Consider the following 15,416-nt stretch of genomic DNA (forward strand, 5'->3'; position numbering starts at 1 on the left):
CTATCAATGTTTACACCGTAAAGTTACTATAAAAATAAAGCGCTGTCAACATTATTTTAACAAGCTTATTACGGTAAATTCCATCATTTTACAATTTTGTAAATCCAAAAGCATGTGATATAATTAATCCATCTTTTCATTAAACTAATTAGTATAACGAGGTGATAGCTATGGAATTGGATTTAACGAAAGCATCTTTACCGATCTACGAAGCACTCGCAAATGAAACTCGCTTAGCGATTTTAAGAGAATTAGGAGATAGTAAGAAAAGCATCAGTGAAATTGGGCAAAAATTAGCGATCAGCAATGCTTTGATGACAAAGCACATCCGAAAACTTGAACAAGCACAGTTGATCAAAACAGAAAAAGGATCGGGGCAAGACTGGAAGAAAAAATACTTATCTCTAAAAACTGATTTCATCAATATCAATTTCCCCGCAAAAGTGTTTCCGCAAATGAATTTAACCTCCCAATCAGTGAAAATAGGTCACTTTACCGATTTTGAAGCTAAGCCTTCCTGCGGTATGGCGACGAAAGATCAATTAATTGGCGCATTAGACGATCCTAAATCTTTTCTTGACCAAGATCGTGTTGATGCGAGTATTATCTGGCTAAATAACGGTTTTCTAGAATACAAAATCCCAAATCCTTTGAAAACTGGTGAAAAAATCGAGTTACTGGAAATCAGCATGGAAATCGCTTCTGAGTTCCCAATTTCTAATAACTATTGGCCAAGTGATCTTTCATTTTACTTAAACAACCACTGCATTGGTAAATACACCATTCCAGGGAACTTTTCAGATGTTAGAGGTTCCTTGACTCCGAAATGGTGGATCGATGAATTTAGTCAATATGGATTACTTAAGCATTTACGCATCAATCGCTATGACACTTCCCTCGATGGAGAGAAATTAACAGATCACAACCTTAATGAAATCGACTTAGATCATAGTGACTTTTTCACCTTTAAAATCGCTGCGCCTGCTACTGCTGAAAATGCTGGTGGTTTGACTATCTTCGGCGATCGTTGGGGGAACTATCCTCAAGATTTAGTGTTTAATTTTTACGTATCTGAATGACCTATTTTTTCTTTATCCAACAAAAAAAGGACTCAGCAAAGTGATCAGAACTGACCTAACAAGCCGAGATAAAATAAAAAAAATATCTACTTATTAAATGTATATTAACGATGAAACGTGCCTGTCTTGCACCACCTAAACCGAATAAACGGTTAATTAAAAGAATGTAGATGATCTCTCCTAGCCAATTCTATTGCTTGAAACGACCAATGCTTGGAAAGCACTTCAAATATCCAACTCATTTTATGTTCTTTTAAGAATAGAAACAGGACTTCTTGTTTGGGTTCAAGAAGTCCTGAATTTTTTTATAAATCTAGTTTAACGACTTCCTTGTTCTAGTTTCTTTATTTCATCATGGATGCCAAAAAGTGCGCTCCTTTTTTCAGGAAACGCACTTTCTCCATATTTTTTCAACTTCTTGAACCTATACATATAAGCTATTCGCGTGAACTTCTAAACATAAGCCAGATACCCGCTTACCTTTAACTTTTTATCTCGTTTATTATACTAAGTTCCATTTATTTGTATTTGTTACTATCCTATCTACCCCAAACTCTCCGTCAATCGCCGCAATCCTTCTTCCAATTTCTTACGTGGGCATCCCACGTTCAATCGCAAAAAATTGTGACTAGCTTTCCCATACACTTCGCCTGACATGATTGCAACCTTGCCTCGTTCGATCATTCGTTGCTGAAGTTCTTCCATAGTAAAAGGGAGGCGGGCGCAATCGAGCCACATCAAGTAGGTGGCTTCGCTTTTGGTCACGATGATTTCTGGATGATGTCGTATGAGGTACGCAGTGACAAAAGCAATATTATCATCTATATAGTGGTTGAGTTCAGTGACCCAGTTGCTTTCTTTTTCATACGCCGAAATCGTAGCAACTAATCCAAAAACACTCGTGGAACCGAGGCCATCAGCTTCTTTCATCTGTCGTAAAAACCGCTGGCGCAAGGACGAATCTGGAATCAATCCGTAAGAAAAAATCAATCCAGGAAAATTAAATGTTTTACTTCCTGATGTGACGACTGCGACATTTTTTTGGATCAATTCCGTCAGTGGTTGATGGTGTTGTCCCTTTCTGAGAATATCCATGTGGATCTCATCCGAAATAATGAACACCTCGTTTTTTTGGGCAAGCTCGATGATGTTTACTAATTCTTTTTTGGTCCACACTCTACCTGTTGGATTGTGGGGACTACACAATAACAAAATTTTATTCTCCGGTTGCTCAAATTGGCGCCTCAAGTCCTCAAAATCCAATTGATAGGTGCCTCCTTGATAAATCAATTCATTGTTTACCAGTTTGCGTCCATTTCCAGCAATCAGTTTATAAAAGGCATCATAAGCAGGCGTTTGGATAATCACACCTTCTCCAGGTTCGCTTAATAAACAAATCAGTTGCTTGATGCTATAGATAACGGAAGGACTGTAAACCAACCAGTCCTCGTCGATCCGGTGTCCAAAACGTTCTTTGTACCAGTGAGTGACTGCTGATTTGAAATCTGCGTGATTCCAACGAGTATAGCCAAAAATTGGATGTCTTAACCTTTCTTGGAGGGCAGCTTCGACGCCTGTTGGTACTTTAAAATCTGTATCAGAAATCGTAAATGGCAAGAGATCATTTTTACCGAAGCGGTCTTCAATATAATCCCATTGCGTACAATACGTCCCTTTACGATCAATTTGTTCATTGAAAGACATCTTCTACACTCTCCCGATTTCAGAACGACAAGATGTCATCCAGTTGATTTCTAACAGTCGTCACTTTTGTTCCTATAATGACTTGTACATTCGTATCATCCAAATGGACCACGCCTAATGCACCTAATTTTTTCAGTCGGTCATCATCAACGATCGAACCGTCATTCACGACTAACCTTAGACGTGTGATGCAATTATCTAAAGAAGTAATATTTTCAGCACCACCTAAAGCAGCCAAGATTCCTCGTGCATCAACTGTGCCTTTTCCTTTATACGTTACTTCTTCGTCTGTATATTCTGTCTCAGCTGTCATTTCTTCACGTCCAGGGGTCTTTAAGTTTTTGCGTAAAATCACCGTTTTAAATGTAAAGTAATAGATACCAAACCAACAAGCACCCACAAGTAAAACCAACCACCATTTAGTATAAGTCCCTTGCATGACCCCGAAAATAATAAAATCTAAGATTCCGCCATCAGTATTCCCAATCGTTACGCCCAACAAACTCATGACCATAAATCCGGCACCAGTCATCAACACATGGAATCCCCATAATAGAGGACTGACAAATAAGAAGAGAAATTCGATTGGTTCAGTGATTCCTGTTACAAAAGTCGCAATCACACCTGAAATCAACAATCCTTTGATTTTCGCACGATTCTCTGGCTTTGCGGTTTGATACATCGCTAAAGCCGCTGCGGGAAGGCCAAACATGAATGTCGGCATTTTCCCTTGTGAAAGAAAAGCAGTGGCGCTAGGTGAAATCGCCAATCCTTGTTGCAATTCATTATAAAAAATATTTAGTGCGCCAAAGACTTCTTGCCCATTGATGACCTGACTTCCTCCAGCTTCTGTAAACCGGATCATCGATACTAAAATATGATGTAAGCCAAATGGCAATAAGAGTCGTTCTCCAGAACCGAATAAGAACGGGCCAAATGCACCAGAGCGTTGGATCAAATTTCCGATCCCAGTGATCAACATGGCAAAAAGTGGCCAAACCACCGGAATCAACACGCCAACAATTGCTAAAGTTACTGAAGTAATGATGGGTACAAAACGTGTCCCTGAAAAGAAGGCAAAACTATCTGGTAATTGGAATTGATAAAATCGCGTATGGAGCTGATAAACGATCAGCCCGACAATGATCCCTCCCAGAACCCCCATAGATAATGTTTGGATACCAAAAACCATTTCTTGACCAGCTTCACGTAATTGTTCACTTGCTGCCAATTGATTCGTTTCTTGCAGATAAAAATTGATCGATAATTGCATCACTACATACCCAACAAATCCTGAAAAAGCAGCCACGCCTTTTTCTTTACGAGCTAAGCCTAAAGGTATCGCCATGGCAAACATCACAGGTAAATAGCTAAAAGCAAACCCTCCGATCGTCGACATAAAACGAAATATCACCTGTAGCCAAGCAGCACCTAAAAATGGAAAAGCAGTAATTGCTGATTCAGCGGAGAACGCACTCCCAATCCCTAAGAACAATCCCATGAAAGCTAACAGTGCGACTGGTAACATGAACGTTTTGCCTAACCCTTGAAAGATCTCCATCCAACTTGCTTTCTTCCCTTTTTGCATCCCTTTTCCCCCTTACTCTATTTCTTACTCTTAAAATGTAAGCGATGACAAAGGAGGTTGCAATACTTCCTGTCCATGTAGAATGGGCATTCATAAATTAGAATCTCCATTCTGAGAAGTGACTTGTTTCGCATAATGGATCATCAAAATATCTAACAAGATATCCATTGAAACTCTTGGACTCAAATCAATATTCTGATGATAGATCGTCAACATTTCTGCAATAAATGCGACCGTCGACAATTCTTCTAAAGAACTTGTCGGTTGACCAATAAAAGACAGCAGAGGAACATTTCGCTCCTTTAGTCGTTTAGCATAATCGAGCATTCCTAATGTTTCCCCACTATGACTAATAAAAATAGCAAGATCTCCTTCTCCTAGTTGTTTACTCACTGCTAGCAATTCGTCCCAATCGGTTGAATGCCCCACATTTTTACCAAGAAAATGCAATTTTCGATTCAGGGAAACAGCGACCGGGATACTTTGCCCTACAGCAAACAGTTCAATACGTTGTGCTTCTTTAATCATATGGACTGCGCGATCGATTTGTTTCGGTTCGATTTTTTCTAACGTCTCCGTAAACTGACGAAGGATTTCATTGATCAATGGTTTGAATTCATCCGAAGCATCAGTAGAATCACTCGTTTCTTCTAATGACCGATAACTTTTAAGGGCAAACTTAAATTCTTGAAATCCTTTAAAGCCAAGCTTTTTTGCCATTCGAGTGATAGTCGATTGGCTGGTAAATGTTTCACTCGCTAATTCTTCGGCTGTCATGGAGGAAACTTTTCTTGATTGATGCAAACAATAATCTAAGATATTTTTTTCCACTTGATTTAATTCAGAAAATTTATATTGGATTCTCTTATAGAATTGATTCATCTCTTTCTCCTATTCTGGCAGTTTTTCGCCAATGAACGATATGGTCTGTTTTCTTATCTATTCTACCGGAGAACGCGATGAAAAACGAGTCTACAGATAAATTCAGACATACAAAAAAATCCACAAAAATCGGTAATATGATTTTCGTGGATTCTGTGTTGTTCCTTGAAATAAATCGCTGGATATGATTCTTTATTTTATCGCTTGTGCAGCTGCTTCATCTAAAATCACTGTGATATTGGGATGAGTCATCAAGATCGATGCAGGAATCTCCTCTGTTACTGGTCCTTCGATCACTTGTTTGATGATCTCTGCTTTATGCTCCCCGTTAACGATCAATACTAACTGTTTCGCTGCCATGACCGTCTTTGGCCCAAATGTCACAAAGTAATCACCAGGTTCTTCTCCCAGATGTTCTTTTAACGATTCATACATCTGATCTCCTGGAATGACTGGAATGCTATAAGTCTCCTTACTAAAGTCCGTATATCCAGGCATGTTTCCACAAAAATGACCATCTTCCCCAAGCCCCATCAAGACTAGATCCAAGTCACCCGCTTGAGCGATTCGTTTATCCACCTCTTGATAATTATCAATAGTCAGTTCATGGATATTCTCAGCAGAGACCCCTATAGGATCATAAAGGGCTTCTTTCAGTCCTGACATAGTCAAACCATACTGCTTATCCTTCAGCGCCACTTCATCAAAATTATAATAATGGATCATTGATGTATCCATCTGTAGTTTACTAAGCGTCTCCACCAAAATCTCGTAGGCCATCTTAGGCGAATTTCCTGTCGTCAAAGACAAATTTACTCGTTTTTTCTTCAACATTTTTCCCAAGACGATTCCCGCCGTTACTTCACTCAGTGTTTCATAATCCTTCGCAATCACTAAATCCATTGCTGTCCACTTCCTTTCACTCATTTAGTTAAAGTGTAACAGTGTCAGGATGTTTTTGATAGCGTTTTCTTGTATGTGAAAAAAATTTCGAAATAGAAATACTAGTTACTTTTCTAACTTCCTTAGTAATTTCAATGATTTCTCTTCCTTATAACACAAAAGAGTCTATCAAATAAATGACAGACTCTTTTGGTTAGCCGCACAGCAACTCTTCTTTATGATTATCTAAATTTTATCACTAAAAAAACTACTGTCAATAAATTGTCGTTTATTAATAATTCTAACCTAATTGCAAAAAAATAAAGAGCGTAAGTGATTATTTTCTATCCTAGTCCAATATCTACTTGTTACTTATTTTTCCATTTTTTAAAATCTCTGCCCACGTTTCTGCCCACGAAAACGAAAACTATTAAAAAAACACCGTCAATATCTCGGTATAAACCTTGATATGACGGCGTTTATCTGGTATGCCAGCTATAGGGATCGAACCTACGACCTACGCGTTACGAGTGCGTTGCTCTACCAACTGAGCTAAGCTGGCGTTTCCAAGAGAAATTATAGTCGTTATGTTAAGAAATGTAAAGGGGTAATGTGGAAGATTTTTCTACTTTCATGATTTTTTTCAAAAAATGTGCTATAATTATAGATGAAAGGCAGGTTTTATGAAAATGGCAACTTTTGGAAAATTTGAAACAAAGGTCGAACCGTCAGAATTTGGAGAAAAATTTACCACTGATACACATGTTACCTTTATGATTCACGGAAAAACGCAAACCGGAACGATTTCCAAGCAATTGAAAAACTCTGCTGTTGTTGCAATTGATGAAACTAATGAGAATGCCGATTTGATGACCCAAAGTAAAGGCGTCGTCATTATCAATTACAAAGATATGAGTAAGATTTAGTTTTTTCAACCATCCATCAAGTGGATGGTTTTTATTTTGACTGAATGAAATAAAAAAAATCTGGGAAGACCCCAGATTTTTTTGTATAGCTCATTTTTCCTATTTAGTACCAAATAAACGGTCGCCGGCATCGCCTAGACCAGGAACGATATAGCCTTTGTCGTTTAATTTTTCATCTAATGAAGCAGTATAGATATCAATATCTGGATGTGCTTCTTGTAAGGCTTTAACACCTTCTGGAGCTGCAACAAGGCAAACAAATTTAATGTTTGAAGCGCCACGTGCTTTCAGAGCATCGATCGCCATGATCGCTGAGCCACCTGTCGCTAACATTGGATCAACTACGAATAATTGACGTGCGTCGATATCTTCCGGTAATTTAACGAAATACTCGTGCGGTGCCAATGTTTCTTCATCTCTGTATAATCCGATGTGGCCGACTTTAGCTGCTGGGATCAATTCTAAGATTCCGTCAACCATTCCAATACCTGCGCGCAAGATTGGGATAATGGCTACTTTTTTACCAGACAATGTTTTTTGTGTTGTTTCTGTGATCGGTGTTTCGATGACAATGTCTTCAAGTGGCATATCACGTGATACTTCATATGCCATCAGCATAGCGATTTCATCAACAACCTCACGGAAAACTTTTGTACCACAATTTTTGTCGCGAATAATCGTTAATTTGTGTTGGATCAATGGATGGTCGATTACTTGAAATTTGCCCATTTTTTTGTCTCCTTTTTCTCTCGTTTCTTTTTAATTGTAAAACAAAATCACTGACTTGACTAGTCTAACCCGTCATTTTCCTAAAGAAAATCAAAGAAATAAAAAAACAAAGCGGTGTTCTTTTTAAAATCAGCAAAAAATAACAAAAACGCCTGAAAATCAGACGTTTTTTGTTATTTTTATAATTTATTAATGGATAAAGATGACAAAAAACAACTAGTTTTTTAGCCATTCTGTGGAAAGAGTCATTGCTGCTCGTGTCGCATTGGTTTGGTCCATCGCATTTACCATGACAAAATCATGGATGATCCCTTGGAAACGTACTTGCGTAACTTCCACACCAGCTTCACGAAGTTTTCTAGCATATGCTTCTCCTTCATCTCTTAACACGTCCGCTTCACCAGTCAAAATCATTGCAGGCGGTAAACCTGTCAATTCTTCTTTACTTGCACGTAGAGGTGAAGCAGTGATTTCTGCTCGTTTCTTTTCATCTGTCGTATACTGATCCCAGAACCATTGCATCCCTTCTTTTGTTAAGAAGTAATTCTCTGCAAATTGGTTATAAGAATCTGTATCGAAATTTGCATCAGTTACAGGATAGTATAGTAATTGTTTTTTGATTGGTAATCCTTGACGTTGCTTTGTAAGGATCGTCATCACCGTTGCCATATTCCCACCTACGGAATCCCCAGCGACTGTCAAGTTTTCAAGATCCAAGCCTTTAGACTCAGAAAGCTCCGCAAGTTTTTGCAAAATCGCGTAGTTTTGCTCGATGGCAGTAGGATATTTTGCTTCTGGTGAACGACTATACTCAGGAAAAATCACGATCGAATTTGTACGAACAGCCAATTCCCGAATCAATTTGTCATGTGTTTTGGCACTACCAAATACCCAACCAGCACCATGTATATAAAATATGACAGGTAATTTTTCTACATTTCCTTCAGGACGGATAAAACGCACATTGATTTGTCCCCAATCATTGGTATCCATTTTCAAATCCTCGATATCCACAGGTAATTTTTCCACAGAAGAACTTTGAACTTCTTCTAGAAGATCACGCCCTTCTTCCGGAGGTAATTCATAGATACGCGGGTGCGGTGCATTAGCATCACTAAACTCAATTGCTTCTTTTTCTAATGAAATTCGATCAGTCATACGGATTCCTCCCTAAATTGAATGCAACAAATAAAATTACACCTCATATACTAGAGAGCAACCAGACAAAAGTCAAAAAATCAGATTGAAAGAGGTTGTGAAAGAAGCGCTCAGCACTAAGGCATAAGACAGAAAAATTAAAAATGGCTATTTCATTTTTTATTTTTTTGGCTTATGACCGAAGTGTTGCTTCTTGAACACCGTTTATCTAGGTTGTGAGAAAGTCGCTCAGCTCCGAATAATAAGACAGAACTTGAGAAAATAGCTTCCCCATATTTTTTCAAGTTTTGGCTTATTATTGAAGGAGTTGACTTTCGAACACCATTAATCTTAGGTTGTGAAAGAAGCTCTTTGACCTGAGCAGTAAGATGAAAAATCAGAAAATAGCTTTTCATATTTTTTTAGTTTCCAGAGAGCCATCTAACACTTCAACAACCAGAAAAAAGGTGAGACAACCAAACAACTACATGCCTGATTGTCTCACCTTTTTCTATTCTCTTACCTTCTTATTGATAACTCAACTATTTATTTTTTATATAATGGAAATTGCTCTGTTAATTCACGGACGCCTGTACGCACTTCTTCTAATTGTGCTTCGTCATCTTTTGCCTGTAAAGCTTTGACGATCAATTCAGCTACTTTTGCCGCATCTTCTTCGCGGAAGCCACGGGTCGTAATTGCTGGTGTCCCGATACGGATACCGCTTGTTTTGAATGGGCTTAGTGTTTCAAAAGGAATCGAGTTTTTATTGACGGTGATATGAACACTGTCCAAAATTGCTTCTGCTTCTTTTCCGTTCAATTCTAAGTCACGTACATCGATCAAAATCAAATGGTTATCTGTGGCACCTGAAATCACTCGGGTACCAATCGATTGATTGAATACTTTTGCCATGGCTTTTGCATTGGCAATGATTTGTTCGCTATATTCCTTAAATTCAGGCGTCAATGCTTCTTTAAAGGCAGCAGCTTTTCCGGCAATCACATGCTCCAAGGGGCCACCTTGGATGCCTGGGAAGACTGCGCTATTGATTTTTTTCGCCAGTTCTTCATTATTCGTTAAGATCATCCCACCACGAGGTCCTCGTAATGTTTTGTGAGTAGTAGTTGTTGTGATATCGGCATAAGGGATTGGGCTTGGATGAACACCCGCTGCAACTAAACCTGCAATGTGTGCCATATCGACCATCAATTTTGCCCCGACTTCATCCGCGATTTCTCTGAATTTTGCAAAATCGATCGTTCGACCATAGGCACTTGCTCCTGCTACGATCAGTTTTGGTTGATGTTTTCTCGCTAAGATGCGTACGACATTATAATCAATGACTTCTGTTGTCGGATCTACGCCATAAGCAACGAAGTGATACGTTTTTCCACTAAAATTGACTGGAGAGCCATGTGTCAAATGTCCGCCAGCAGAAAGATCCATTCCTAAGATCGTATCCCCCGGTTCAACTAACGCAAGATATGCAGCTGTATTGGCTTGTGATCCAGAGTGTGGTTGAACATTGACAAAATCGGCACCAAATAATTCTTTGGCACGATCGATCGCCAGATTTTCAACGATATCCACAAATTCACACCCACCATAATAGCGACGTCCTGGATACCCTTCTGCGTACTTATTCGTCAAAATACTTCCTTGTGCTGCCATCACAGCTTCAGAGACAAAGTTTTCAGAAGCGATCAGCTCCAGATTGTTTTCTTGTCTTTCCTCTTCTTTTGCGATTGCTGCCCATAAATCAGGGTCAAACGTTTTGTAGTCTACCACAAACAACAACTCCTTATTTATTTATGTGTCAACTTCTCTAAATTTCAAATGATTGTTCAGCTTATTTGTCTTTTTTTGATGTTGACCAAACATTACTAGCTAAGAATACGAACATTATTTCATAAATAGCTATTTTAGTTTGTTTCCTAGATTGTATCACAGAATGATTTTGCAGCAATCACTTCTGGATCATTTTTTATAATAATTTTGTCCTGCGGCTTTTTTCAACCGATTCATATACGCAATGCCCAGACCTTCTTCGGGTGCAACTTGTACTAAAATCAAATCAAGAGCTAATCGATCATCATCTAAGCCGCGTAACCCCGCAAACAACCCTTTCGTTGCTGCCTCTACTGAATCATCGTAATACATATACACCGCGGCGACATCCTTGCGTACTTGATCAGCAATTGTTGGTCCAGCTAAAACACCGGTACGTAGTTTTTGTTCTTTTGTCCAGATGATCGCCTCTGGCCAATCCGTTTTTTCAACCATCAGTACTCGAGTATCAGGTGAGTAATGTTTGTATTTCATCCCCGGAGATTTCGGTGTTTCAGATTCTTTGACCAAATGGCGGTCTGTCGCCACTGGACTTTCAATGACAACTTCTAGTTGCTCTTTCGTGATTGCTCCTGGTCGTAAGATCATCGGCGGTGCAGATGGGTCACTCAAATCAAGTACCGTTGATTCTACACCGATCCTCGTCGCACCATCGTCAATGATTCCTGTGATTTTCCCCTTTAGATCATGAAAGACATGGTCTGCTGTTGTTGGACTCGGTTTACCTGAAGTGTTGGCACTTGGCCCGACAAGTGGTACACCTGCTAATTGGATTAATTCTAACGTTTTCTTGTTATCTGGCATGCGAAAAGCAGCTGTGGATAAACCACCAGTGACAATCCCTGGTAAACTACCTTTTTTGATGTGAAAAATCAAAGTCAGTGGTCCTGGCCAAAAGTTTTTCACAATTTGTTCTGTTAGTGGGTGAAAGTTGTCCACATACTCTTTTACTTGCTCGAAGGAGGCGACATGGACGATCAATGGGTTGTCTTGTGGTCGACCTTTCACTGTAAAGACCTGTTTGACAGCCTCTGGCAAAAGGGCATTAGCCCCTAATCCATAGACAGTTTCCGTTGGAAAAGCCACTAGATTCCCTACTGCTAATTCCTTCGCAGCTTCATTCAGTTGTGTTTCATCATATTTAATTGTTTCCACAGTCTATCCACATCCTCTTTTTTCAAAATCCTTGTTTCATTCCATTTCTTTCGGCAGTTATACACAATCTGTTGATAACTAGTTTGTCAATAGTGGATAAGTATGTTGATAACTAAAATATTCGTTTTCATCCTTATCAAATCAGTGTTTTTTTATTATAAAAAAACAGAAAAAAATTTTTTCATCCACAAACTAATTGGTAACAAAAATCATCCGATCATTGCCTGCCATATCTTTTTTGATCCGTACTTTTTTTGTGGGAAAGGCTTGTTCCATGATTGCTTTGACAGCTGCTCCTTGTTGGAAACCAATCTCTAAAAAAAGTTGTCCATCGCTAGCTAATAGTTGTGAAGCTTCCTTTGCGATTTTCTGATAGATCGCTAAACCATCTTCTTCAGCAAATAATGCCATTTTCGGTTCGTAGGTCCGTACGCTCTGATCCATCACCGACCATTCTGCTCGACTGATATATGGTGGATTAGAAATAATGACATCAAAGGTTTGATCCATGACAGGTTCCAACGTATCACCATGATAAAAATTGATCGTCGTTTGTTCATGTTCTGCATTTTCCTTAGCAACAGCTAGTGCTTCTAAAGATAAATCAGTTGCTGAGACCCGCCAATTTTTTCTAGCGGCTTTCAAGCTGATGGCGATTGCTCCTGTTCCTGTACCAATATCCACGACATTTAAGGTTTCTTCGCTTGTTTTTGCCAAACATAGTGCGACTAATTCTTCGGTTTCTGGTCGAGGAATCAAGGTTGCTTCCGTGACTTTCAAGCGGTGATCAAAAAATTCAGCATAACCTAATAAATAATGGGGCGGATAATGTTGTACTAGTCGTTGCATATCTGCATCGATCATGGCTTCATCCTCGGCTGTGATCGGTTCATTCATTCGCATGAGCCAATCCAGTTTCGTCCACTGCTTTCGTTCAAGAAAAACAAACTGGATATTATACCCTTCTACTCCTTGTTCTTCTAAAAAAGAAGAAGCCCGTGTGAGGACTTCTCGATAGGTTTTATCCATTTTGCATCTCTTCCAACTTAGATGTTTGGTCGTACACGATCAATGCGTCGACGATCTCATCTAGTTTTCCTGCTAGAATCTGATCCAATTTTTGGATCGTCAAGCCAATACGGTGGTCAGTTACGCGATTTTGAGGGAAGTTATACGTACGGATACGCTCTGAACGATCCCCAGTCCCTACCGCAGATTTACGGTTCGCATCATATTCGCTTTGTGCTTCTTGTTGGATCTTGTCGTAGACGCGCGCACGTAAGACTTTCATCGCTTTCTCACGGTTTTTCAATTGTGAACGTTCATCTTGCATTGCCACCACGATTCCAGTTGGTAAGTGAGTCAAACGTACCGCAGAAGCTGTCTTATTGACATGCTGTCCACCGGCTCCAGAAGCGTGGTAAATATCGACGCGGATATCCTTGTCAGCCAAATCGATCTCTACTTCTTCTGCTTCAGGCATGACAACGACGGTTGCTGTTGATGTATGGATACGTCCTTGAGATTCTGTTGAAGGGACACGTTGTACCCGATGTGCGCCACTTTCATATTTTAATTTCGAATAGACATTTTCGCCTGTGATCATCATGATGACTTCTTTATAGCCACCGATCCCTGTCACACTTGCTTCCAAGACTTCTGTCTTCCAACCTTGACCCTCTGCATATCGTTGATACATTGAGAAAAGATCCCCTGCAAATAGTGCAGCTTCGTCACCACCAGCGGCTCCGCGAATTTCCATGATGATATTTTTGTCATCGTTTGGATCTTTGGGAAGCAATAAAATCTTGATTTTTTCTTCTAGTTCTTCTTTTTCTTTTTTCAAATCAGCTAATTCTTCTTTAGCCATCTCTGCCATTTCGTCGTCTAACTTTTCGCCGAGTAATTCTTCTGTATCTTTGATTCCTTGAACAACTTCCTTGTAACGACGATAAACTTCGACCGTTTCACGTGTACTTGCTTCTTCTTTTGAAAGCTGCATGAAACGTTTCGTATCTGAAATCACTTCTGGGTCACTCAGTAGTTCCCCAAGCTCTTCGTAACGGTCTTCGATTGATTGTAATTGATCGTACATGCTTAATCTCCTTCTGTGATCATCAATGGATGAAAATAGTGTTTTCGACATACGGGATAATAGGCTTCATTGCCACCAATTTGGACTTGATCTCCTTCGTACACCGGTGTTCCGTCTATATAATGTAAATTCATCATTGCTTTTTTATGGCAGAACCAACAGATCGTTTTCATTTCTTCGATTTTGTCTGCATAAAGCAATAAATATTTCGATCCTTCAAATAATTCATTTCTAAAATCATTTTTTAATCCGAACGCCATCACCGGAATATTGAGTTCATCAACGATTCTCGTGAATGCTAAGACATGTTCTTTTGTTAAGAACTGCGCTTCATCGATCAATACACAGAATGGTGGATGTTCCATCTGCTGGATGACTTCAAATACATCGGTCGTTTCAAAAATGGGAATTGCTTCACGTTTCAGCCCGATTCTGCTTGAAACTACGCCAACACCATCTCTTGTATCGATTCCGCTAGTCATCAAAACAACCGGTTTGTTTTGTTCTTCATAATTATGTGCGACTTTTAAGATCTCGATTGTCTTGCCGCTGTTCATTGCGCCGTACTTAAAAAATAGTTGTGCCATGTCCTCATTCACCTTCCAGTTTGTTCCTATGGTATTATACTTGATTTTCAATCATTTTTACAGTGAGAATTTTCGAAGCGAGATTTCCTTAGTGAATATGCTGCTATTTTTGTTACAAAACAATAAACTACCCGCACTTCTTTTGGTATAATCGAATGAAAAATGAAGGAGGGCACTTATGTCCCAAATATTCCACCAAATGGCGAACCATTATGACACCCCCGAGCGAATCCAATTAGCAGCAACGATTCGTTCAGCTGTTGAAAAAGAATTTTCTGCACAGACTCATGACCAGAAATTGATCGATTACGGTGGGGGAACTGGTCTCGTCACGTTACCCCTCGCCTCACGTTTTAAAGAACTGATCATCATGGATTCAGCCGCAGGAATGCTGGCGATGGCTGATAAAAAAATCAAAGAAGCAAAACAAGCAAATGTACGAACGGTAGAAGTGGATGCCACAATGGCGTTGCCAGAAGAGAAAGCCGATATCATTCTACTATCTTTAGTCTTGTTGCATATTCCAGAAACGAAAGTCATTTTAAAACAACTTTCGCAAATGCTTCATCCAAGTGGAAAACTTTATATCGTTGACTTTGATAAAAACGAAAACATCCAGCATCCAAAAGTCCATAATGGTTTTGAGCACGAGGAGCTAAGAGAACAATTGAAGCTTGCTGGATTTAAACCACTCTCAATTGAAACATTCCATCACGGAAAAAACTTGTTTATGAAACAAGATGCTTCTTTGTTTTTGGCTATAGCAAGCAAAGAATAAGCATTTTCTATTTCTATAAAAAA

At 39.3% G+C, this 15,416-nt stretch carries 14 protein-coding genes and 1 tRNA gene; 3 read left to right on the forward strand and 12 right to left on the reverse strand.

The window, feature by feature from the left end; translation table 11 throughout:
* Positions 1-170 precede the first annotated feature (170 nt).
* Entirely contained in the window at positions 171-1,079 is a 909-nt protein-coding gene (locus IGJ19_RS11590) for an ArsR/SmtB family transcription factor (RefSeq protein ID WP_430604086.1), read from the forward strand.
* Positions 1,080-1,622: 543 nt separating this feature from the next.
* Here IGJ19_RS11590 and IGJ19_RS11595 read toward each other — a convergent pair.
* The 5 genes from IGJ19_RS11595 to IGJ19_RS11615 all read right to left on the reverse strand — a co-directional run bounded on the left by IGJ19_RS11595 (position 1,623) and on the right by IGJ19_RS11615 (position 6,697).
* On the reverse strand, positions 1,623-2,783 hold the full coding sequence (locus IGJ19_RS11595) for a MalY/PatB family protein (RefSeq protein WP_430604088.1): 1,161 nt from the start codon (positions 2,781-2,783) through the stop codon (positions 1,623-1,625).
* 19 nt (positions 2,784-2,802) lie between these two features.
* Positions 2,803-4,371: a maltose/glucose-specific PTS transporter subunit IIBC gene (gene malX, locus IGJ19_RS11600; RefSeq protein ID WP_071866896.1), complete on the reverse strand. Its 1,569-nt coding sequence runs from the start codon at positions 4,369-4,371 to the stop codon at positions 2,803-2,805.
* 90 nt (positions 4,372-4,461) lie between these two features.
* The gene (locus IGJ19_RS11605; protein WP_195514152.1) at positions 4,462-5,253 is read right to left on the reverse strand and encodes a MurR/RpiR family transcriptional regulator; all 792 of its coding nucleotides are present in this window, start codon (positions 5,251-5,253) and stop codon (positions 4,462-4,464) included.
* A 192-nt stretch (positions 5,254-5,445) separates the two neighbouring features.
* The gene (locus IGJ19_RS11610; RefSeq protein WP_430604090.1) at positions 5,446-6,156 is read right to left on the reverse strand and encodes a glucosamine-6-phosphate deaminase; all 711 of its coding nucleotides are present in this window, start codon (positions 6,154-6,156) and stop codon (positions 5,446-5,448) included.
* Positions 6,157-6,624: 468 nt separating this feature from the next.
* Positions 6,625-6,697 (reverse strand) — tRNA-Thr (locus tag IGJ19_RS11615).
* Between the two features lie 121 nt (positions 6,698-6,818).
* Between IGJ19_RS11615 and IGJ19_RS11620 the strand changes: the two genes are divergently transcribed.
* On the forward strand, positions 6,819-7,061 hold the full coding sequence (locus IGJ19_RS11620) for a hypothetical protein (protein WP_019723878.1): 243 nt from the start codon (positions 6,819-6,821) through the stop codon (positions 7,059-7,061).
* Positions 7,062-7,160: 99 nt separating this feature from the next.
* On the opposite strand, the gene upp is transcribed toward IGJ19_RS11620, so the two are convergent.
* The 7 genes from upp to IGJ19_RS11655 all read right to left on the reverse strand — a co-directional run bounded on the left by upp (position 7,161) and on the right by IGJ19_RS11655 (position 14,615).
* Positions 7,161-7,790 carry a uracil phosphoribosyltransferase gene (gene upp, locus IGJ19_RS11625; protein ID WP_010736621.1) on the reverse strand — a complete coding sequence of 210 codons (630 nt, stop codon included), beginning with the start codon at positions 7,788-7,790 and terminating at the stop codon, positions 7,161-7,163.
* A gap of 216 nt (positions 7,791-8,006) precedes the next feature.
* The gene (locus IGJ19_RS11630) at positions 8,007-8,948 is read right to left on the reverse strand and encodes an alpha/beta hydrolase (protein WP_066025792.1); all 942 of its coding nucleotides are present in this window, start codon (positions 8,946-8,948) and stop codon (positions 8,007-8,009) included.
* Between the two features lie 525 nt (positions 8,949-9,473).
* Positions 9,474-10,718 (reverse strand): serine hydroxymethyltransferase, encoded by a 1,245-nt coding sequence (gene glyA, locus IGJ19_RS11635; protein ID WP_071866891.1) that lies wholly within the window; start codon positions 10,716-10,718, stop codon positions 9,474-9,476.
* A 189-nt stretch (positions 10,719-10,907) separates the two neighbouring features.
* Positions 10,908-11,933: an L-threonylcarbamoyladenylate synthase gene (locus IGJ19_RS11640; protein WP_260697777.1), complete on the reverse strand. Its 1,026-nt coding sequence runs from the start codon at positions 11,931-11,933 to the stop codon at positions 10,908-10,910.
* Between the two features lie 192 nt (positions 11,934-12,125).
* Positions 12,126-12,962, reverse strand: a complete 837-nt coding sequence (gene prmC / locus IGJ19_RS11645) for a peptide chain release factor N(5)-glutamine methyltransferase (protein WP_260697778.1) — start codon at positions 12,960-12,962, stop codon at positions 12,126-12,128.
* Positions 12,955-14,028 (reverse strand): peptide chain release factor 1, encoded by a 1,074-nt coding sequence (prfA, locus tag IGJ19_RS11650; protein WP_074799416.1) that lies wholly within the window; start codon positions 14,026-14,028, stop codon positions 12,955-12,957. Before prfA ends, prmC begins: the two co-directional genes overlap by 8 nt.
* A 2-nt stretch (positions 14,029-14,030) precedes the next feature.
* The gene (locus IGJ19_RS11655) at positions 14,031-14,615 is read right to left on the reverse strand and encodes a thymidine kinase (protein ID WP_010736627.1); all 585 of its coding nucleotides are present in this window, start codon (positions 14,613-14,615) and stop codon (positions 14,031-14,033) included.
* A 178-nt stretch (positions 14,616-14,793) separates the two neighbouring features.
* Here IGJ19_RS11655 and IGJ19_RS11660 point away from each other — a divergent pair, with 178 nt between their 5' ends.
* Complete coding sequence (locus IGJ19_RS11660; RefSeq protein ID WP_430604094.1) at positions 14,794-15,393, forward strand: class I SAM-dependent methyltransferase; 600 nt, start codon at positions 14,794-14,796, stop codon at positions 15,391-15,393.
* Positions 15,394-15,416 lie beyond the last annotated feature (23 nt).

This window comes from Enterococcus sp. DIV1368b (genome assembly GCF_050529595.1).
Taxonomy (GTDB): Bacteria; Bacillota; Bacilli; order Lactobacillales; family Enterococcaceae; genus Enterococcus_B; species Enterococcus_B mundtii.

What these genes read in the sequence shown, in the direction of transcription:
- IGJ19_RS11590 (WP_430604086.1), top strand. Translation starts at nt 171, where the DNA reads ATGGAATTGGATTTAACGAAAGCATCTTTACCGATCTACGAAGCACTC.
- IGJ19_RS11595 (WP_430604088.1), bottom strand. Translation starts at nt 2,783, where the DNA reads ATGTCTTTCAATGAACAAATTGATCGTAAAGGGACGTATTGTACGCAA.
- malX (WP_071866896.1), bottom strand. Translation starts at nt 4,371, where the DNA reads ATGCAAAAAGGGAAGAAAGCAAGTTGGATGGAGATCTTTCAAGGGTTA.
- IGJ19_RS11605 (WP_195514152.1), bottom strand. Translation starts at nt 5,253, where the DNA reads ATGAATCAATTCTATAAGAGAATCCAATATAAATTTTCTGAATTAAAT.
- IGJ19_RS11610 (WP_430604090.1), bottom strand. Translation starts at nt 6,156, where the DNA reads ATGGATTTAGTGATTGCGAAGGATTATGAAACACTGAGTGAAGTAACG.
- IGJ19_RS11620 (WP_019723878.1), top strand. Translation starts at nt 6,819, where the DNA reads ATGAAAATGGCAACTTTTGGAAAATTTGAAACAAAGGTCGAACCGTCA.
- upp (WP_010736621.1), bottom strand. Translation starts at nt 7,790, where the DNA reads ATGGGCAAATTTCAAGTAATCGACCATCCATTGATCCAACACAAATTA.
- IGJ19_RS11630 (WP_066025792.1), bottom strand. Translation starts at nt 8,948, where the DNA reads ATGACTGATCGAATTTCATTAGAAAAAGAAGCAATTGAGTTTAGTGAT.
- prmC (WP_260697778.1), bottom strand. Translation starts at nt 12,962, where the DNA reads ATGGATAAAACCTATCGAGAAGTCCTCACACGGGCTTCTTCTTTTTTA.
- prfA (WP_074799416.1), bottom strand. Translation starts at nt 14,028, where the DNA reads ATGTACGATCAATTACAATCAATCGAAGACCGTTACGAAGAGCTTGGG.
- IGJ19_RS11655 (WP_010736627.1), bottom strand. Translation starts at nt 14,615, where the DNA reads ATGGCACAACTATTTTTTAAGTACGGCGCAATGAACAGCGGCAAGACA.
- IGJ19_RS11660 (WP_430604094.1), top strand. Translation starts at nt 14,794, where the DNA reads ATGTCCCAAATATTCCACCAAATGGCGAACCATTATGACACCCCCGAG.